Below are 19,187 nucleotides of genomic sequence, written 5' to 3' on the forward strand. Positions count from 1 at the left end.
CCAGTGTCTCGGTGAGGTGCCGCTGGCAATCGACAATGGGCAGCGCGCACACCCGCGCATCGGCGCCGAACTCAGCGGCCGACACCACCCCCACGCCAATCCCCACCACCACCGCCTCGCGCGCGGCCTCGCGGCCTTCGACCTGGATTGCCGCGCGTATTCGCAACCCGGCGCGTTGCATTTCTTCCTCCAGTGTCTGCCGGGTCACCGAGCCAGGCTCGCGCAGCACCAGCGGCGTGTCGTCCAGGTCCGCCAGGCTGATCGAGCCACGGCTGGCCCAGGGGTGGTTGTGCGAGACGAACGCCACCATCGGGTCGCGGCGCAGCGGCATGCAGTGCAGTCGCTCATCGTCGACATCGCGCCCTAACAGTGCCAGGTCAGCCTGATAGCTGAACAGCCGGGCCAGGGATTCATCGGTGTTGCCGGTCTCGACCTTGACCTGGATGCCCGGGTAGCGCTGGCAGAAGCGTGCGATCTGCGGCAGCACATGCACCGGCGCATCCACCGCCAGCACCAGGCTGCCGGTGTGCAGGGCGCGGGAGTCCTGCAGCAGTTCGTGGGCTTCGGCCTCACAGGCGAACAGGCGCTTGCTGATGCCCAGCAGGCGTTCGCCCAGGTCAGTCAACTGCACCGAACGCTTGTTGCGGTGGAACAGCAGCACCCCGAAGCGCTCTTCGAGCTTGCGCACCTGGTCGGACACGGCCGGCTGGGTCAAAAACAGCTTTTCTGCCGCCCGGGTGAAGCTGCCGTGCACGGCCACTGCGTGGAAAGCCCTGAGTTGAGCGTGGGACACCGACATGTGAACTCCAGTAACAAGCTGAGCTTATGTGTGAAATACGATAAATCGATTTTATTTATCAGTCACCACCTGTTTCCATACTGACCAACCCAGCGCTGCCACAAGCGGCCGCCGGGCATGGCGCGCACCCCTGCGCCATCTGACCAGATGACGAGCCACGTCATGCAGTGCGCAACACAAAAACAAGACAGGCGTTTATTCACATTCTGCCGGCACACTTGAGCAAGAGGTCAGACGCACATGAATCACTCCCTAGCCGCGTTGAAACGCTGGCGCATCCAGATTTTCGCTATCACCTGGCTGGCCTACGCCGCCTTCTACTTCACCCGCAAGGCCTTCTCGGTGGCCAAGCTCGGCATTGGTGAAGACCCGACATTCATGCTCGACAAGGCCTCCATGGCCAACCTCGACGCCATCTACCTGGCCGCCTATGCCGTGGGCCAGTTCACCTGGGGCATGCTTGCCGACCGCTTCGGCCCGCGCGTGGTGGTGCTCGGTGGCCTGCTGATCTCGGCGGCGGCAGCTGTGGTGATGGGCAGCTACGCGACCTTCCCGATCTTCGCCACCTGCATGCTGATCCAGGGCCTGGCGCAGTCCACCGGCTGGGCCGGGCTGTGCAAGAACATCGGCAGCTTCTTCCCCGCCGTGCAGCGCGGCCGGGTACTGGGGTTGTGGAGCTCGTGCTATGCATTCGGCGGCCTGGTCGCCTCGCCGTTCGCCGGCTGGTGGGCCTATACCCTGATCGGCACCTGGCAGGCGGCATTCTTCTCCACTGCCGCGGTGGTGGCGGCGGTAGCGGTGCTGTTCTTCTTCCTGCAGCGCAACAAACCCGAGGATGTGGGCTTGCCGGCGGTCGAGCCCGAGCCGCAGAGCATGGCCCCGGCCGGCAGCCTGTGCAGTGTGTGGGCGCCGCTGCGCGAGATCCTGCGCAACCGCACGGTACTGACCCTGGGCCTGGCGTACTTTCTTCTAAAACCGGCGCGCTACGCGATCTTGCTATGGGGGCCGGTGATCGTCTTCGAGCAGATGCCCTCGGTCGGCAAGGTGGGTGCTGCGATCATCCCCACGGCCTTTGAACTGGCCGGGCTGCTGGGCCCGATCATCATCGGCCTGGCCTCGGACAAGCTGTTTGGCGCCCGGCGCATGCCGGCCTGTGTGATCAGCCTGGTGCTGCTGACCGTGGCCCTGGCGGCGTTCATGGCAGCCATGCACAGCGGCAGCATCGCCATGGTGGTTGGCCTGCTGTTCTTCATGGGCCTGACCCTGTACGGGCCAGACTCGATGATCAGCGGCGCGGCGGCCATCGACTTCGGCACCGCCAAGGCCGGTGCCACGGCAGCCGGTTTCGTCAATGGCTGCGGTTCGGTGGGCGCGGTGCTCGGCGGCCTGTTGCCCGGTTACTTCGACAGCGTCACGGTGTTCATCGTGTTCGCTGGCTGCGCACTGTTCTCGGCCCTGGTGCTGCTGCCGCACTGGAACAGCCGCCCGGCCAGCGCAGCCCAGGCCAATGATGTGGCGCCCAACACCAGCATGGCGATCAAGCCACTGCGTACCTAAAGGAAAGCGAGCGAATGAGACCCTTCTGGCTGCAACAGGCCCTGGATTGTGAACAGGACGCGGTATGCCCGCCACTGCAAGGCGATGCCCGCTGCGACGTGTGCATCGTCGGCGGCGGCTACACGGGCCTCTGGACCGCGCTGATGCTCAAGGAGGCGGTGCCGGCGCTGGACGTGCTGCTGATCGAAGCTGACATCTGCGGTGCGGGCGCCAGTGGGCGCAACGGTGGTTGCGCGTTGTCCTGGTCGGCCAAGTACTTCACCCTCGAGCGTCTGTTCGGGGTGGCCGAAGCGGTGCGCCTGGTAAGCGAGTCAGAGCGCAGCATCGGTGCCATTGGCACGTTTTGCGCGGCCAATGGCATCGATTGCGACTACCGCCTGGACGGCACACTGTACACCGCCACCAACCAGGCCCAGGTGGGTGCAACCGATGCGGTGATCGCTGCACTGGAGCACAAGGGGATCAATTCATTCGAGCGTTTGCCGCTGGATGAGGTGCAGCGCCTGGCCGGCTCGGCGCGGCACCTGGAGGGCTGGTTTTCGCCGGCCGCCGCCACCGTCCAGCCTGGCCGGTTGGTACGCGGCCTGCGGCGTGTGGCGTTGCAGCGCGGCGTGCGCATTCATGAAGGCACGGCCATGACCGGCCTGGAGCATGGCACCCCGGCGCTGGTGCGCACGGCCCACGGCACGGTGCGTGCCGACCGCGTGGTGCTCGGCCTCAATGCCTGGATGGCGCGTGCCTTCCCGCAGTTCGAGCGCAGCGTGGCGATCGTCTCCAGTGACATGGTGATCACCGAACCGTGCCCCGAGCTGCTGCACGAGATCGGCCTGAACAACGGCATCAGCGTGCTGGACTCACGGATCTTCGTGCATTACTACCACAACACCTCCGATGGTCGCCTGATGCTCGGCAAGGGTGGCAACACCTTCGCCTATGGCGGGCGCATGCTGCCGGTGTTCGATCAACCCTCGCCATACCGGCCGCTGCTGCGTGAGAGCCTGGCCGATTTCTTCCCTGCCTTGGCCCAGGTGCCCCTGGCGGCCAGCTGGAACGGCCCCTCCGACCGCTCGGTGACCGGGCTGCCGTTCTTCGGGCGGTTGGACGGGCAAGGCAACGTGTTCTATGGCTTCGGCTACTCTGGCAGCGGGGTAGGGCCGTGCCACATGGGCGGGCAGATCCTCTCGTCGCTGGCGCTGGGGCTGGACAACCCGTGGACCCGCTCGCCACTGGTCAAGGGCCCGTTGGGGCTGTTCCCGCCGGAGCCGATCCGTTACCTGGGGTCGCTGATGGTGCGCAATGCAATCCGGCGCAAGGAGCGCGCCGAAGACCGGGGGCTGCGGCCACGCCACCTGGACGTGCGGCTGGCCCGGTTCGCAGCGGCGGCGGGCAAGGCCGACAAAGCGTGAGATTTCTTGTCGAACACTGGCCCGAGGGCGTATAAACTGCTCCCACTTTTTGGCCGGTCGCTTCCTGAACCGGCCGCTGAAACAAGAGAGTCGACATGGGCGCACAGTGGAAAGCCAAGCATAGAGAAACAGCTGCCAATGCCAAGGGCAAGATCATGGGCAAGCTGTCCAAGGAAATCCAGATCGCAGCCAGGTCGGGCGCCGACCCCGACATGAACCCACGCCTGCGCCTGGCCATCGTGCAAGCCAAGAAGGCTTCCATGACCCGCGAGACCCTGGACCGGGCAATCCGCAAGGGCGCGGGCCTGGACGGTGATGCCGTGCAGTACCAGGCGGTGACGTACGAAGGTTTCGCGCCGCACCAGGTGCCGCTGATCGTCGAGTGCCTGACCGACAACGTCAACCGCACCGTCGCGCAGATTCGCGTGCTGTTCCGCAAGGGCCAGCTGGGTGCCAGCGGTTCAGTGGCCTGGGACTTCAACCATGTGGGCCTGATCGAAGCCATGCCCGACGGCGATGCCGACCCGGAAATGGCCGCCATCGAAGCCGGTGCCCAGGACTTTGAAGAAGGTGAAGAAGAGGGCTCGACCCTGTTCATCACGGACACCACCGACCTGGATGCGGTGCAGAAAGCCCTGCCCGAGCATGGTTTCACCGTCTCTTCGGCCAAGATCGGCTACACCCCGAAGAACCCGGTGAGCGCTGCCAGCCTCAGTGCCGAGGCACTGGCTGAAGTCGAGGCGTTCCTCGAGGCGATCGACGAGAACGACGACGTACAGAACGTCTACGTTGGCCTGACCGAGTAAAAGACGGGGCCGCTTTGCGGCCCAATCGCCGGCAAGCCGGCTCCCACAGGTACAGTGCAAAGCTCAGGTTCTGCGCGGTACTTGTGTGGGCCGGCTTGCCGGCGAATGGGCCTGTGTTCAGCCTGGGGAAGCCTGCATGAACCCAACCTTCGCCTCCCTCAGCCTCGCCCACCTGCGTACCCTCGACTGCCTCCTGCAGCTGAAAAACCTCAGCCACGCCGCCGAGCGCCTGGGCGTCAGCCAGTCGGCGTTGAGCCGCCAGCTGGCCCATCTGCGCGAAGCCTTCGACGACCCATTGCTGGTGCGCCAGGGCCGTGGCTACGTGCTCAGCGAGTACGCCCAAGCCCTGGTCGAGCCGCTGCGCCAGGTGCTTGAAGAGCTTCAGGCCCTGCGCCAGCCGGCCGCGTTCGATCCGGCCCGTTGCGAGCGGCGCTTCTGCCTGGCCGCGTCCGACTATGTTGCAGAGCACATGCTGCCGCTGCTGGTGGCGGCGTTGGAGCAGGAAGCACCGGGCGTAAGCATCGACTACCGCACCTGGCAGGCCGGGCAATACGCTTTGCTCGCCAGCGGCGAGATCGACCTTGCGACCACGCTGTTCGACGAATCGCCGGCCAACCTGCACGGTCGCCTGCTTGGCGAGGACCGTGCGGTGTGCCTGATGCGCCGGGACCATCCGCTGGCGGCCTGCGAAGTGCTGAGCCAGGACGACTACCTGGCCTTCAAGCACGTGCGCATCTCCGGCGGTGGCGACAAGGACAGCTTCATCGACCGCCACCTGCGCACCCAGGGGCTGCAGCGGCGCATCAGCCTGGAAGTGCCGTTCTTCTCGGCCACCGTGCAGGTCATTGGCAACAGCCAGGCGCTGGCGACGGTGCCCGAGCATATTGCCTGCCAACTGTGCCGGCTGCATGGCCTGGCCTGGCGGCCGCTGGGGTTTGTGGAGCATACCCAGCGCTACTGGGTGGTGTGGCACCAGCGCCTGCAGGCGTCGGCCGAGCACCGCTGGTTGCGCAACCGGGTGTTCGAGCTGTGGCGCCAGTCACAGTTCGGCGTGCAGGGTGGGCATGCGGCTTTGCCATAGCAGGTATGCGCCAAGCGGGGTTATTGGCGTGGCGGCAGGCGCCTAGACTGGGGCCCTTGTGCTGTTGGTGATGCCCCCATCGCCGGCAAGCCGGCTGCCACAGGTGCCCAGAGCCTTCAAGCCCAGTGCAGTACCTGTGGAAGCCGGCTTGCCGGCGATGGGGCCGGGCCTGACAGCGGACAACCCACAGGAGACCGCGCGTGACCCCAGAACAATTCCGCCAGTACGGCCACCAATTGATCGACCTGATCGCCGATTACCGCCAGAGCGTCGGTGACCGCCCGGTGATGGCCCAGGTCGAGCCCGGCTACCTTAAAGCTGCCTTGCCTGCCGGCGCCCCGCAACAGGGCGAGCCGTTCGAAGCGATCCTCGATGACGTCAACACGCTGGTGATGCCAGGCCTGTCGCATTGGCAACACCCCGATTTCTATGGCTACTTCCCGTCCAACGGCACCTTGTCCTCGGTGCTCGGCGATTTTCTCAGCACGGGCCTGGGTGTGCTGGGCCTGTCATGGCAATCGAGCCCGGCGCTGAGCGAGCTGGAGGAGACCACTCTGGACTGGGTACGCCAGTTGCTGGGCCTGTCGGGGCAGTGGAGCGGCGTGATTCAGGACACAGCGTCTACCAGCACCTTGGTCGCGCTGATCTGTGCCCGTGAACGTGCCACCGACTACGCCCTGGTGCGTGGCGGCCTGCAAGCCGAAGCCAAACCGCTGATCGTGTATGTCAGCGCCCACGCCCACAGTTCGGTGGACAAGGCCGCGCTGCTGGCCGGTTTCGGCCGCACCAACATCCGCCTGATCGCCACCGACGAGCAGTTCGCCATGCGCCCCGATGCCTTGTTGGCGGCCATCGAACAGGACCTGGCCGAAGGCAATCAGCCCTGCGCAGTGGTCGCTACCACCGGCACGACCACCACTACGGCGCTGGACCCCTTGCGCCAGATTGGCGAAATCGCCCAGGCCCAGGGGCTGTGGCTGCACGTCGATTCAGCCATGGCCGGCTCAGCGATGATCCTGCCCGAATGCCGCTGGATGTGGGACGGCATCGAGCTGGCCGACTCTGTGGTAGTCAACGCGCACAAATGGTTGGGGGTGGCGTTCGACTGTTCGATCTACTACGTGCGAGACCCGCAGCACCTGATCCGGGTGATGAGCACCAACCCCAGCTACCTACAGTCGGCGGTCGATGGTGAGGTGAAGAACCTGCGTGACTGGGGCATCCCGCTGGGGCGTCGCTTCCGCGCGCTGAAGCTGTGGTTCATGTTGCGCAGCGAGGGGGTCGAGGCGTTGCAGCAGCGCTTGCGGCGCGACCTGGACAATGCCCGTTGGCTGGCCGAACAGGTTGAGGCGGCAGGGGAGTGGGCGTTGTTGGCGCCGGTACAGTTGCAGACCTTGTGCATTGTGCATCGGCCTGGTGGGCTGGAAGGGGAGGCGCTGGATGCGCATACCAAGGCATGGGCTGAGCGGCTCAATGCCTCCGGTGAGGCTTATGTCACGCCGGCGACTTTGAACGGGCGCTGGATGGTGCGGGTTTCGGTGGGGGCGCTGCCCACTGAGCGCGAGCATGTCGAGCGGTTGTGGCAACGCTTGCAGGCAGTGGTCAACGGCTGAAATGCTTGGGGCCGCAGTGCGGCCCCTTGCGTCTGTCAGTGGCTCACTGTCTGAAGGCTACCCTTGCGGCTGGCCTCATAGGCTTCCTTGTCCATCGGCTTGGCCTGCGGGTTGCCCAGGTCTTCCATCGCCAGGCGATGGGTTTCCGGCGCGACATACGCTGCCAGGGCACATACGCAGGTGATGAAGAACGCCAGGCCGCCAACCACCAGCGGAATGTTATCCGAGCCTGGTGGCGCTACCAGGGCGAACAACGCCGGCAGCATCGCAGTCAGCATGGTGCCGATGTTCTGGGCAATGGCCATGGCCGACACGCGGTAGCGGGTGTTGAACAGCTCAGGGAAGAAGCTTGGGAACACCGCGTTGTAGCCTTGGTAAACCATGCCCCACATCAGGATCGAGGTAGCGAAGGCCAGCGGCACGTTCTGGATGCTGATTGCATACAGGTAAACGAAGGCCAGCAGGCCCGAGCCCAGGCAACCGGCGATCATGGTCGGGCGACGGCCGATCTTGTCGGAAAGATTGCCCACGAACGGGATAACCAGCACTGCAACGATGTTGCCCACCACTGGGATCCACAGGTACACGCTCTTGTCGAAGCCGATGCCGTAGGCCGGCTGTACCGCGTAGGCCGCGCCGAAGATGGTGGCAACTACCGGGATCACGTTCATCAAGGCCATGAACATCACCAGCACCATGTGCTTCCAGCTGTGGCGGAAGGCCTCGCTGATTGGCGACTTGGCAACTTTGTCCTGTTTCTCTTCTTTGACGAAGGCCGGGGTTTCGTGCACTTCCTTACGGATGATGAAGCCTGCGATCAGCACGATGGCGCTCATCAGGAACGGAATGCGCCAGCCCCAGTCGTTGAACGCCTCGCTGGGCATGAAGTAGGCCAGTGGCAGGAACACCGCCGCCGCCATTACCTGGCCGGCCTGGACGCCCTGCAAGGTAAAGCTGGCGAAGTAGCCGCGCCGCCCGAACGGTGCGTGCTCCATGATCATCGAACTGGCCCCGGAGATTTCACCGGCCACGGCAAAGCCCTGGACCAGGCGCAGCAGCACCAGCAAGGCCGGGGCGAGCATGCCGATATCGTGGTAGGTAGGCAGCAGGCCCACGGCCATGGTCGAAATGCCCATCAGGAACATGCACAGCAGCAGCACGTTCTTGCGCCCGCGGGTATCACCCCAGTGGCCGAGCACGAAGGCGCCGACCGGACGGGCCAGGTAACCCACGCCGTAGGTGGCCAGCGAGGCGATGATCGCCATCTTGGGGTCGGTGTTGGGGAAGAAGATCTGCGGGAAGATCAGTGCCGCAGCCTGGGCATAGATGAAAAAGTCGTAGTACTCGAGTGCCGAGCCTATCCATCCGCTGGCGGTCGCTTTCTTGGCTTGAGAGCTGGAGTTAGCCATCGTTGTCTCCGTTGTTTTTGTTGGTCGCCGCACAGCCGGTGCCGTCAGGCGGCAAGCCAGTGGGTGTGCGATCGCTATCGGGAGTATGTGGGTGCTTAAAGGGCCGACGATCGCGAGCCAAGTCTGTTTGAAGACAACGATCGAGCAGGTGCGGGTTGCAAGGCGAGGGATGTTTGCATAGGTCTGTACCCGTTTTATTGAACTTATTATGTCGTGGCGCTGGGCTTGTGAGCGCAGGTTGTGCCGAACGGCCACTGGGCAGAAAGTGGTGGTCGGTGTGCCTGCGTCTGGTCTCATGGTTGCGCAGGGGTGGCAGTGAATCAATTCGCCAAAACGGGTTTTGTGCGGTAATCGAACGCAAAACTAACCGTTCCGTACAAAGTGATTGCTGCCATGACTTTACCTGCGAATAATTCATCATGCCAAGAAGTCTGATGGTGTGTTGCTTAGCCCCAGCTTCCAGCCCAGTAGCCCCATAACAAGGAATTCCACCATGCAGCGTTCGATAGCCACCGTGTCCTTGAGCGGCACACTGCCGGAAAAGCTCGAAGCCATCGCCGCCGCCGGGTTCGACGGCGTCGAGATCTTCGAAAATGATCTTCTCTATTATGCCGGCAGCCCGCGCGAGGTGCGGCAGATGTGCGCCGACCTCGGCATCGCCATCACCCTGTTCCAGCCGTTCCGCGATTTTGAAGGCTGCCGCCGCGACCGCCTGCAGAAGAACATCGACCGCGCCGAGCGCAAGTTCGACCTGATGCAAGAGCTGGGCACCGACCTGGTGCTGGTGTGCAGCAACGTGCAGGCCGACGCCCTGGGCGAAGAACAACTGCTGGTGGACGACCTGCGCCTGCTCGCCGAGCACGCCGGCCAACGCGGCATGCGCATCGGCTACGAAGCCCTGGCTTGGGGCCGTCACGTCAACACCTACCAGCAAGTGTGGAACCTGGTGCGCCAGGCCGACCACCCGGCGCTGGGCGTGATCCTCGACAGCTTCCACACCCTGTCGCTCAAGGGCGACCCTGCCGCGATCCGCGACATCCCCGGCGACAAGATCTTTTTCGTGCAGATGGCCGACGCGCCGATCCTGGCCATGGATGTGCTGGAGTGGAGCCGCCACTTCCGCTGCTTCCCGGGGCAGGGCGAAATGGACCTGGCCGGTTTCCTCGCGCCGATCCTGGCCACCGGTTATCGCGGCCCGCTGTCGCTGGAAATCTTCAACGACGGCTTCCGCGCCGCACCACCGCGCCAGAACGCCGCCGATGGCCTGCGTTCGCTGTTGTACCTGGAGGAACAGACCCGCCTGCGCCTGCAACAGGAGGGCACCGCGATCGAGCCGGGTGTGCTGTTCGCACCGCCCGCCGCCAGTACCTACGACGGCGTGGAATTCCTCGAATTTGCCGTGGACGAAGCGGTCGGCGCGCGTCTGGGCAGCTGGCTCAAGCGCCTGGGTTTTGCCGACGCCGGCAAGCACCGCAGCAAGGACGTACGCCTGCTGCGCCAGAACGACATCAACATCGTGCTCAATGCCGAGCCCTACTCCTTTGGCCACAACTTCTTCGAGGCCCACGGCCCATCGTTGTGCGCCACCGCGCTGCGGGTCAAGGACGAGCACGCGGCGCTGCAGCGCGCCACCGACTTCCGCGGCCAGCCGTTCCGTGGGCTGGTCGGCCCCAACGAATGTGAGGTGCCTGCAGTACGCGCCCCGGATGGCAGCCTGATCTACCTGGTGGAGCAGGGCAAGGAAGGCCCGTCGCTGTACGACACCGACTTCCGCCTGGACCAGAGCGCCAGCAGCACCGGTGGCCTGCAGCGCATCGACCACATGGCCCTGGCCTTGCCGGCCGAGTCGCTGGACAGCTGGGTGCTGTTCTACAAGAGCCTGTTCGACTTTGCCGCAGATGATGAAGTGGTGTTGCCCGACCCGTACGGCCTGGTCAAAAGCCGCGCCCTGCGCAGCCAGTGCGGCAGCCTGCGCCTGCCGCTGAACATATCGGAAAACCGCAACACCGCCATCGCCCACGCGCTGTCGAGCTATCGCGGGTCGGGCGTTCACCATATCGCCTTCGATTGTGCCGACATCTTCAAGGAAGTGGCGCGGGCGAAGGAAGCCGGTGTGCCGTTGCTGGAAATTCCGCTCAATTACTACGACGATCTGGCGGCGCGTTTCGATTTCGACGACGAGTTTCTCAGCGAGCTGGCGTACTACAACGTGCTGTATGACCGCGATGCCCAGGGCGGCGAGCTGTTCCACGTGTACACCGAGGCGTTCGAGGACCGGTTCTTCTTTGAAATCATCCAGCGCAAGGGGGGGTATGCCGGGTACGGTGCGGCCAACGTTCCTGTGCGTTTGGCGGCGATGGCCAAGCGGCGCAGCGGAGCGGCGCGCAAGCCGGTGCTGTAACGGCCCAAGGGTTCACGGCCTGTGAGATCGGGCGCTGCCTGTGCAGCGCTTGATCAAGGGGCTCAGCCTGGGCCCCCGCCAATCCTGCCCACCCGATCAACAGCGCGCTTCCTTCCAACCCTCCACTCACGGATAATCCCGTCCAAATCCCAATAAATACCCCGTGAGCAGCTATGAGCAATCCCGTTGCCCCCCTCGGCCAGCCCGAGATCGAAGGGACACGCAAGTCGCGCAAGAACAACCCTGAAAAAACCCGCGAGGACATCCTCCAGGCCGCCATCAACGAGTTCGTCCAGCAAGGCCTGGCGGGCGCGCGGGTGGATGCCATCGCCGAGCGCACAGCCACCTCCAAGCGCATGATCTACTACTACTTCGGCAGCAAGGAGCAGCTGTACGTCGAGTGCCTGGTCAAGCTGTACGGCGACATCCGCAAGACCGAGCACCGCCTGGACCTGGAGTCGCTGCCGGCCGAGCAGGCCATCCAGCGCCTGACCGAGTTCACCTTCGACCACCACGACCGCAACGTCGATTTCGTGCGCATGGTCTGCACCGAAAACATCCACTACGGCGAGTACGTGAAGAAAACCCCGGCCATCCGCGAGATGAGCAGCCTGGTGCTGCAGGCGCTGGGCCGCACGCTGGAGCGTGGCGTGCAAGAGGGGGTGTTCCGCCCGGGCATTGAGGTCATCGACCTGCACATGCTGATGAGCGCGTTCTGCTTCTATCGGGTCTCGAACCGCCATACTTTCGGCGACATCTTCCAGATCGACCTGCTGGATGAGCAGGTCAAACTGCGCCACAAGGCCATGATCTGCGAAGCAGTGATGCGTTACATCCAGGCCTGAGTGCCGTTCACTCGCCCAGCCGTTGCTCACGTGACGGCGGGTAGCCGAAGTAGGCCGCGTAGCACTTGCTGAAGTGCGACACCGAAACAAAGCCACAGGCCACCGCAACCTCCATCACCGACAGGTCGGAGTACTGCAGCAGGCGGCGGCTCTTGGTGATGCGCAGTTCCATGTAGTAGCGCCGCGGCGAGGTGCCCAGCTGGGCCTGGAACAGGCGGTCGATCTGCCGCCGCGAGCGGCCGCTGTAGGCCGCCAACTGGTCGAGGCTGAGGGTTTCCTCGAGGTTGTTCTCCATCAGCTCGACGATGGTGCGCAGGTGCAGGCTCATCGACTTTTTCGCCCCCGGGCCGACCTGCCGGTAGCGGGCGCCGGAGAACGACAGGATTTCTTCGACGCCTTCTGCCAGGCCGTCACCGTAAAGGCGGCGGACCAGGCCGAGCATCAGTTCCATGGCGCCATTGGGGCTGGCGGCGCTGAGCCGGTCACGGTCCAGGGTGAAGCTGGCTGGGGTGATGCGTGTCTGCGGGCTGCGCTCGGACAGGCTGGCGCGCTGCTCGGGGTGGATACTGCAGCCATAGTCATCCAGTACCCCGGCGCGGCCAAGAAACCAGGCGCCGTTCCATAGCCCGCCCAGGGCCTTGCCGTGGGCGGCGCAGTCATCCAGCAGGCGGTCCAGTTCGGGGTACTTCAGCGGTGTGCGCAAGCCTCCGCAGATGATCAGCAGGTCAAGTGCTTTCAGTTCGCTGGCAACAAGGTCAGTGGCCACCAGTTCCAGGCCCAGGTCGCTCAGCACCCGGTCGCCGTCCAGCGACAGTGGGGTGAAGCTGAAGCTGTCGGCGCGCAGCAGGTTGGCGGTGACCAGCACGTCCATGGCCACGGTGAAACTGGCCATGGAGAAGTGTTTAAGCAGGACGAAGTCGACGCGGTAGGGCGCCTGGGGGCTGCCCGCGGTGGCCTTGAGCCGCAGCATGTTGGTGGTGCTGGTCTTCTTGCTGAACTGGCGTGGGGTGGGCACTCTGGACTCCGCTTCCTGGATGGCCTGGCGAGTGTGGCCGGTAGCCAGGGGAAAGACAATCGCCTGGGTGGGCCTGTGGTATTGGAGGTCGTATTGAGGCAACTGGGCTATGCTGGCGCCTCCCACCTGGAGAACCTCGATGAAATACGCCGTCGCCCTGTTGTTCAGCCTGCTGCCGCTGGTGGCAAACGCCCTGCAAACCGGGGAAAAGCTCGCACCGTGGACGCTGCTCGACCAGCATGACCAGCCCTATACCCTGGACGCCGGCACGCATGTGCTGCTGGTGGCCCGTGACATGGACGGCGCCAAGCTGGTGAAGGCGGCCCTGGCTGAACAGCCCAAGGGCTACCTGGAGTCGCGCGATGCGGTGTTTGTGGCGGATATCCAGCGCATGCCGGCGCTGATCAGCAAGCTGTTCGCCATCCCGGCCATGCGTGATTACAACTACCGGGTTATGCTTGATCGTGAAGGGCAGGTGGCCAGCCGCTATCCTGGGCAGGAAGGCAAGGTGCTGTGGTTGCAGCTTGAGCAGGGTGCGTTGGTCAGCCAGCAGGAGTTCGCTGATGCGAAGGCGTTGAAGGCTGCACTGGAGAAGGCCCAGACAAGTAAATCCGAATGAACCCTTGCCGCTGGCAGTAACCCAACCCTTTACATGCCAACGGGAGAGTGCTCATGGAAATCGGAACGATCTGGATCATTGTCGCGGCCTTGGTCATCTTGCTGGAGATCTTCGCCATCTGGCACATCATCGGCAGCGAACGGCGCGCGGAGCGCAAGATGCTATGGATCGTCTTCGTCGTCTACGCCCCGTTCCCCGGGTTGCTGTTCTGGGCCTGGCGCGGGCCGCGGGCAGTGAAGGGCAGGGCGGTACTGCAAGAAAAGTGAGGGGCACGGCATCAGGTCCGGGGCGCCTGATGCCGTTAATGGCGCTGAGTTGAGCCATAATCTGGGGGCCGGTACTTTCAACATGAAAGCCTTTCAACCACCCCTGTGCCCGAGCCCCCCATGCTGCCCATCGAATTGCTCACCACTACCCGCGACCAGGCCGACCTGATCCGTAATCTCTATCAGTTCTATGCCTACGAGTCCTCTGACTGGGAGCAGGAAGACGTCGAGGTAGACGGGCGCTTCTACATTCACGAAGAGCACCTGCAGCGCTATTGGCTTGCAGACGGTTGGAGCGCCAACCTGGTACTGGTGGATGGTTTCATTGCCGGTTTCGTGCTGGTCGAGCGCAGCGAGCTGCCTGGCATCAATGCCAGTGAGCTGGCCGACCTGTTCATCCTCAAGCGCTACCGCCGGCAGGGTATTGGCCGTGCGGTCGCGCTGCAGTTGCTCAGAGGTGCCGGAGACTGGCTCCTGCGCTGCTATGCGCCGGACCCCACAGCCGTTGCCTTCTGCAAAGCCGTCGTGGCCGACTTGCCGCGGCCGGTGCAGCAAATCGTGCTGGGTGATGACCCGGACCTGCTCACCTATAAGGTTACGTCCGCTTACCACTGAGCGGCGCTGGCAAAAAACTGTGAGCCACTTCACAAAATTCACTCAAGCGGCATAATGCCATTACCTCGTATTCAAGACCCGGTCGCTCTGGCCTGGGGTTCCTTTTCGTGCGCGTTGCAGGTTCAGGGAAATTTACATGTCGCTAGTCGCAAGCCCCGACATCATGTATCGGCTGTTGATCCAGAGCGTGGTGGACTATGCCATCTACCTGCTCACCCCCGACGGTATCGTCGCCAACTGGAACCCGGGCGCCCAGCGGGCCAAGGGTTACCTTGCCGACGAGATTGTCGGCAAGCACTACTCGCTGTTCTACAGCGAAGCCGAGCGCGTCGCCGGCCTGCCCGAGCAGAACCTTGCGCAGGCGCGCGACACGGGCCGCTTCGAAGAAACCGGCGCACGCCTGCGCAAGGACGGCTCGACCTTTCATGCCCATGTGGTGATCGAGGCGGTGCGCGATGACAACGGCCATCTGATTGGCTTCGCCAAGGTCACCCGCGACATTTCCGAGCGGCGCCAGCAGGAACTGGAGCTGTTGCAGGCCAAGGAGCTGGCTGAACAGTACAGCCAGGAGATGACCAAGCTCTCGCAGTTTCTTGATTCGGTGATCGCCAACATTCCCGCCAGCGTTATCGTCCAGGACCTGGAAAGCCAGCGCATCCTGTTGGCCAACCAGCAGGCCGAACGCCTGTTCGGTGGTCGCGGCAGCAGCATGATCGGCCAGTTGCCGGGTGAGTGCCTGGCACCGGCTGCGGCTGACTACCTGGAACAGCAGCTCGCCCGTGGCGCGCGCAACCCCAAGGGTTATGCTGCTGAGACCCGGGTCGATACCGCCTGTGGTCCGCGTACCTTGCGCAGCCGTGCCCTGCTCAGCCAGAACCGCGAGGGCCAGGCCGACTATGTGTTGTTCGTGGCAGAGGACGCCACCGAGGAACTGGCCGCCCACGCCCAGATCCACCACATGGCGCACCACGACGCGCTGACCGGTTTGCCCAACCGCACACTGTTCAACGAGCGGCTCAAGCAGGCACTGGTGCGCGGCCATCAGAACGACAAGCTGACCGCAGCGCTGTGCCTGGACCTGGACAACTTCAAGAACATCAACGATTCCCTCGGCCATGCCTTCGGCGACAAGCTGTTGCGCGCCCTGGGCAAGCGCCTGCGCCGCGAGCTGCGCGAGCAAGACACCCTGGCCCGCTTGGGCGGCGACGAGTTCGCCGTGGTGCTGACTGGCCTGGACGGCCGCGAGGCTGCCTGCAATACGGCGAAGCGCCTGATTGACGCGATTTGCCCGCCGTTCCAGATCGAAGGCCACCAGTTCACGGTGGGCGTGAGCATCGGCATCGCCATCGCCCCCGATGACAATGAGCAGGCCGAGCAGCTGCTCGGTTACGCCGACATGGCCCTCTACGAAGCCAAGCGCAATGGCCGTAACCGCTACGAGTGCTTCCACGTCGAACTGGATGTCGCCGCCCGCCAGCGCCGCCTGGTCGAGACCGACCTGCGCACTGCGCTGCACCTTGGGCAGTTGCACCTGCATTACCAGCCGATAGTGGATCAGCAGACCAGCAGCGTGACTGGCTACGAGGCGCTGTTGCGCTGGGAGCACCCGACCCGCGGCATGGTGATGCCCATGGACTTCATTCCCATTGCCGAGGAGACCGGGCTGATCCACGAACTCGGCACCCGTGCGCTGAACCTGGCGTGCCAGGAGGCGGCCAGTTGGGACAGTGAGCAGACGGTGTCGGTCAACCTGTCACCGGTGCAGTTCAAGAACGCCAACCTGGTCCATACCGTGGCGCTGGCCCTGGCCGACTCGGGCCTGGCGCCCCAACGCCTGGAGCTGGAAATCACCGAATCGGTACTGCTGGGCAACAGCGAGGAGAACGTGCGTACCTTGCGCGCGCTGAAAGACCTGGGGGTGTCGATTTCGCTGGATGACTTCGGCACCGGGTATTCGTCGCTCGGTTACCTGCGCTCGTTCCCGTTCGACCGGATCAAGATCGACAAGTCGTTCGTGCATGACATGTGCGACAGCCGCGAGGCGATGTCGATCATCCGGGCGATCACTGAACTGTCCAACAGCCTGATGATCAAGACCACGGCAGAGGGGGTGGAGTCCGAGGAGCAGATGCAGCGCCTGGCGGCGGAGGGGTGCTCGCACTTTCAGGGTTATCTGTATGGGCGGCCGGTGCCGGCGGGGGAGAGGTTGAAGCAGGTGGCTGTGGCGGTGGGTTGAAGGGGCCGCAAAGCGGCCCCTGGCATTCAGCTGTTCCAGTCCGGCGCAAAGTCTGGGTTCACCACCCGCTGATCCTTTGGCAACCCGGCAATCAGCGCCCGATCCTGATCATCCAGGCGCACATCCAGCGCCGCCAGGTTGCTCAGCTGGTTCTCGCGGCTGCTGGCCTTGGGGATCACCGCCACGCCGTCCTGGTCCAGCAACCACTTGAGCGCCACCTGGCTCGGCAACACACCATGCTTGCGGGCGATGTCCTGGATCACCGGCTGCGCCGCCGCCCGCCCGCGGGCCAGCGGGGTATACGCCGTTAGCAGCAGGTCGTGCTGGCGGGCGTAGTCGAGCAGCGGTTGCTGGCTGAGCAGCACGTGGTATTCCACCTGGATCGCCGCCAGCGGCGCGCCCAGCGTTTCGATCACCTGGCGCAGTAGGCCGAGGGGGAAGTTGGCCACGCCGATGCTGCGTACCTTGCCCTCGTCACGCAGGGCCACCAGCGTCTCGATGCTGCGGGCCAAGTCCCAGTCCTTGCCGGACCAGTGAATATGGAACAGGTCGACCTGCTCGGTGCCCAGGGCGCGCAGGCTGTTCTCCAGGGACTGGCGCATCGCCTCGGGCGCCAGGCGGTCCCACCAGACCTTGGTGGTCAGGTGGATCTGCTCGCGTGGCACGCTGCTGTCGCGCAACGCCTGGCCAACAGCAGCTTCGTTGTCGTAGGCGGTGGCGGTATCGATGTGCCGGTAACCCAGCTCCAGTGCCTGGTGCACTGCTCGCGTGCACTCGGCGCCGGTCATCGGCCAGGTGCCCAGGCCGATGCTGGGCAGGTCGAGGCCGTTGCGGGTGGTGAGCCTATGCATGAAAACTCCTTGTTCGGGTTTTAGGGCCGCGTTCGATGGTGCGCGTTTAGCCTGTCAGGGACCACGAGTAGGGAGCTGAAAGTGGTCGATCAGCGAACGGAAAACACATTGCCTTGAACCGGCGTGTCAATTGACCTTCCTTAAGTCGTCGTATCTCTTCTAGAATCCCTGTTGTCGCACTGCCTTCACCTGGCGCTGCATGCCGCAGCGCCGCCATCGAGAACGCCATGAGTTCCAGCACACCGCTGTCCGGAGTCAACCACCCCCTGCGCGGTATCGCCCTGGTGGTGGTGGCCACGTTCCTGTTCGCCAGCCACGATGCCTTGTCCAAATTCCTCGGTGGGCTCTACCCGATCATCATGGTGGTGTGGGCCCGCTACCTGGTGCACACGCTGCTGATGGCCGGCATATTCCTGCCCAAATCCGGCCTGAATGTGCTGCGCACCCGGCGCCCGGTGCTACAGACGTTGCGCGCGTTGAGCCTGCTCAGCACCAGCCTGCTGTTCACCACCGGCTTGCAGTACCTGCCGCTGGCCGAGGCGACCTCGGTCAACTTCCTGGCCCCGGTGCTGGTCACTGCGCTGTCGGCGCCGCTGCTAAAGGAGCGCGTCACGCCAGGGCAATGGGTGGCGGTGGTGCTGGGCTTCATCGGCGTGCTGGTGGTGGTGCACCCCGGTGGCGCGATGTTCACCCCGGCGATCCTGTACCCCTTCGGCTCGGCGCTGGGCTTTTGCTTCTACCAGTTGCTCACGCGCATACTCGCCGCCCATGACAGCCCCACCACCAGCAACTTCTACGCCGGGCTGTGCAACACGCTGGTGATGAGTGCGTTGGTGCCGTTTTTCTGGGAGCTGCCGCGCTGGGATCACGCGCTGTTGATGCTGGCATTGGGCGGTTTCGGCATGAGTGCGCACCTGCTGCTGACCCAGGCCTTCCGCCACGCCGCGCCGGCTCTGCTGGCGCCGTTCAGTTATTGCCAGATCGTGTTTGCCGGCTTGCTGGGGTTGCTGATCTACGGGCAGGTGCCCGATAGCACCACCTTGCTGGGTATCGCCATCATCTGCCTGAGTGGGCTTGGGGCAGCCTGGATGCAACGCAGGAAGTGAGCCGGTGGCAGGGGGCGCTGTCGCCTGCCCGGCAATCCTGACAGAGCCTACCTATCACCCTCCAATAGCCACTCTATTAGAACTCTGCCCAAGCTCGACTAGTCTTGTCCGTGGCCCTGCGAATTCCCCTGCGGGCGGCGTCAGAGCACCTGGGTGCAAGACCCTGCCGCCACGCCGTGACAGCTTCGCAAGCCCCTGTCGGAACGTGACCGACCTGACCTGATGAGGGGTAGGCATGAGCCCATGTGCTCGGCTCAAAGAACACCTGGCATAGACCGGAAATCTGGATAACCGACCCAAAGGTAACAGCAGATGTCGAACGAATCGAAATGCCCGTTCCATCAAACCGCAGGTGGCGGCACCACCAACCGAGACTGGTGGCCTGACCAGCTCAACCTCAGGATTCTCCACCAACATGGCGCCAAGTCCGACCCGATGGACCCGGACTTCGACTACGCCAAGGCGTTCAAGAGCCTCGATTTCCAGGCGCTCAAGCAAGACCTGACCGCCTTGATGACCGACTCCCAGGACTGGTGGCCGGCCGACTTCGGCCACTATGGCC

At 64.1% G+C, this 19,187-nt stretch carries 16 protein-coding genes and 1 pseudogene; 13 read left to right on the forward strand and 4 right to left on the reverse strand.

Going from position 1 to position 19,187, the window contains the following annotated elements:
• Positions 1-799, reverse strand: a 799-nt coding sequence (locus BLX42_RS17045; RefSeq protein WP_161872232.1) for a LysR substrate-binding domain-containing protein, incomplete at its 3' end; no start/stop codon positions are given.
• Between the two features lie 240 nt (positions 800-1,039).
• Between BLX42_RS17045 and BLX42_RS17050 the strand changes: the two genes are divergently transcribed.
• From BLX42_RS17050 to BLX42_RS17070, 5 genes are all read left to right on the forward strand, one after another.
• On the forward strand, positions 1,040-2,356 hold the full coding sequence (locus BLX42_RS17050; protein WP_046785494.1) for an MFS transporter: 1,317 nt from the start codon (positions 1,040-1,042) through the stop codon (positions 2,354-2,356).
• A 14-nt stretch (positions 2,357-2,370) separates the two neighbouring features.
• Positions 2,371-3,762, forward strand: coding sequence for an FAD-dependent oxidoreductase (locus BLX42_RS17055; protein ID WP_161872233.1), 1,392 nt, complete (start codon positions 2,371-2,373; stop codon positions 3,760-3,762).
• A gap of 95 nt (positions 3,763-3,857) precedes the next feature.
• Positions 3,858-4,568, forward strand: coding sequence for a YebC/PmpR family DNA-binding transcriptional regulator (locus tag BLX42_RS17060; protein ID WP_039603624.1), 711 nt, complete (start codon positions 3,858-3,860; stop codon positions 4,566-4,568).
• A gap of 136 nt (positions 4,569-4,704) precedes the next feature.
• The gene (locus BLX42_RS17065; RefSeq protein ID WP_046785492.1) at positions 4,705-5,649 is read left to right on the forward strand and encodes a LysR family transcriptional regulator; all 945 of its coding nucleotides are present in this window, start codon (positions 4,705-4,707) and stop codon (positions 5,647-5,649) included.
• Positions 5,650-5,849: 200 nt separating this feature from the next.
• Positions 5,850-7,262, forward strand: a complete 1,413-nt coding sequence (locus BLX42_RS17070) for a DOPA decarboxylase (protein WP_046785491.1) — start codon at positions 5,850-5,852, stop codon at positions 7,260-7,262.
• 35 nt (positions 7,263-7,297) lie between these two features.
• On the opposite strand, the gene BLX42_RS17075 is transcribed toward BLX42_RS17070, so the two are convergent.
• Entirely contained in the window at positions 7,298-8,671 is a 1,374-nt protein-coding gene (locus BLX42_RS17075) for an MFS transporter (protein ID WP_046785490.1), read from the reverse strand.
• 493 nt (positions 8,672-9,164) lie between these two features.
• Between BLX42_RS17075 and quiC the strand changes: the two genes are divergently transcribed.
• Positions 9,165-11,072, forward strand: coding sequence for a 3-dehydroshikimate dehydratase QuiC (gene quiC / locus BLX42_RS17080; protein ID WP_012314114.1), 1,908 nt, complete (start codon positions 9,165-9,167; stop codon positions 11,070-11,072).
• 173 nt (positions 11,073-11,245) lie between these two features.
• Positions 11,246-11,917, forward strand: a complete 672-nt coding sequence (locus tag BLX42_RS17085) for a TetR/AcrR family transcriptional regulator (protein ID WP_012314115.1) — start codon at positions 11,246-11,248, stop codon at positions 11,915-11,917.
• A gap of 7 nt (positions 11,918-11,924) precedes the next feature.
• Here BLX42_RS17085 and BLX42_RS17090 read toward each other — a convergent pair whose 3' ends face one another.
• On the reverse strand, positions 11,925-12,932 hold the full coding sequence (locus BLX42_RS17090; protein ID WP_046785488.1) for a GlxA family transcriptional regulator: 1,008 nt from the start codon (positions 12,930-12,932) through the stop codon (positions 11,925-11,927).
• 139 nt (positions 12,933-13,071) lie between these two features.
• Between BLX42_RS17090 and BLX42_RS17095 the strand changes: the two genes are divergently transcribed.
• From BLX42_RS17095 to BLX42_RS17110, 4 genes are all read left to right on the forward strand, one after another.
• The gene (locus BLX42_RS17095; protein WP_161872234.1) at positions 13,072-13,551 is read left to right on the forward strand and encodes an FAD/FMN-containing dehydrogenase; all 480 of its coding nucleotides are present in this window, start codon (positions 13,072-13,074) and stop codon (positions 13,549-13,551) included.
• 53 nt (positions 13,552-13,604) lie between these two features.
• Positions 13,605-13,817: a PLDc N-terminal domain-containing protein gene (locus tag BLX42_RS17100; protein ID WP_012314118.1), complete on the forward strand. Its 213-nt coding sequence runs from the start codon at positions 13,605-13,607 to the stop codon at positions 13,815-13,817.
• Positions 13,818-13,937: 120 nt separating this feature from the next.
• On the forward strand, positions 13,938-14,432 hold the full coding sequence (locus BLX42_RS17105; RefSeq protein ID WP_046785486.1) for a GNAT family N-acetyltransferase: 495 nt from the start codon (positions 13,938-13,940) through the stop codon (positions 14,430-14,432).
• Between the two features lie 136 nt (positions 14,433-14,568).
• The gene (locus BLX42_RS17110; protein ID WP_161872235.1) at positions 14,569-16,668 is read left to right on the forward strand and encodes a bifunctional diguanylate cyclase/phosphodiesterase; all 2,100 of its coding nucleotides are present in this window, start codon (positions 14,569-14,571) and stop codon (positions 16,666-16,668) included.
• A 26-nt stretch (positions 16,669-16,694) separates the two neighbouring features.
• Here BLX42_RS17110 and BLX42_RS17115 read toward each other — a convergent pair whose 3' ends face one another.
• Complete coding sequence (locus BLX42_RS17115; protein ID WP_161872236.1) at positions 16,695-17,519, reverse strand: aldo/keto reductase; 825 nt, start codon at positions 17,517-17,519, stop codon at positions 16,695-16,697.
• 227 nt (positions 17,520-17,746) lie between these two features.
• Here BLX42_RS17115 and BLX42_RS17120 point away from each other — a divergent pair, with 227 nt between their 5' ends.
• A complete protein-coding gene (locus tag BLX42_RS17120) occupies positions 17,747-18,625 on the forward strand; it encodes a DMT family transporter (protein ID WP_012314122.1) in 879 nt (292 codons plus the stop codon).
• Positions 18,626-18,937: 312 nt separating this feature from the next.
• Positions 18,938-19,187 (forward strand): annotated as a pseudogene (locus tag BLX42_RS17125) (catalase-peroxidase); the annotation flags it as partial.

This window comes from Pseudomonas sp. SG-MS2 (assembly GCF_009933855.1).
Lineage (GTDB): Bacteria > Pseudomonadota > Gammaproteobacteria > Pseudomonadales > Pseudomonadaceae > Aquipseudomonas > Aquipseudomonas putida_E.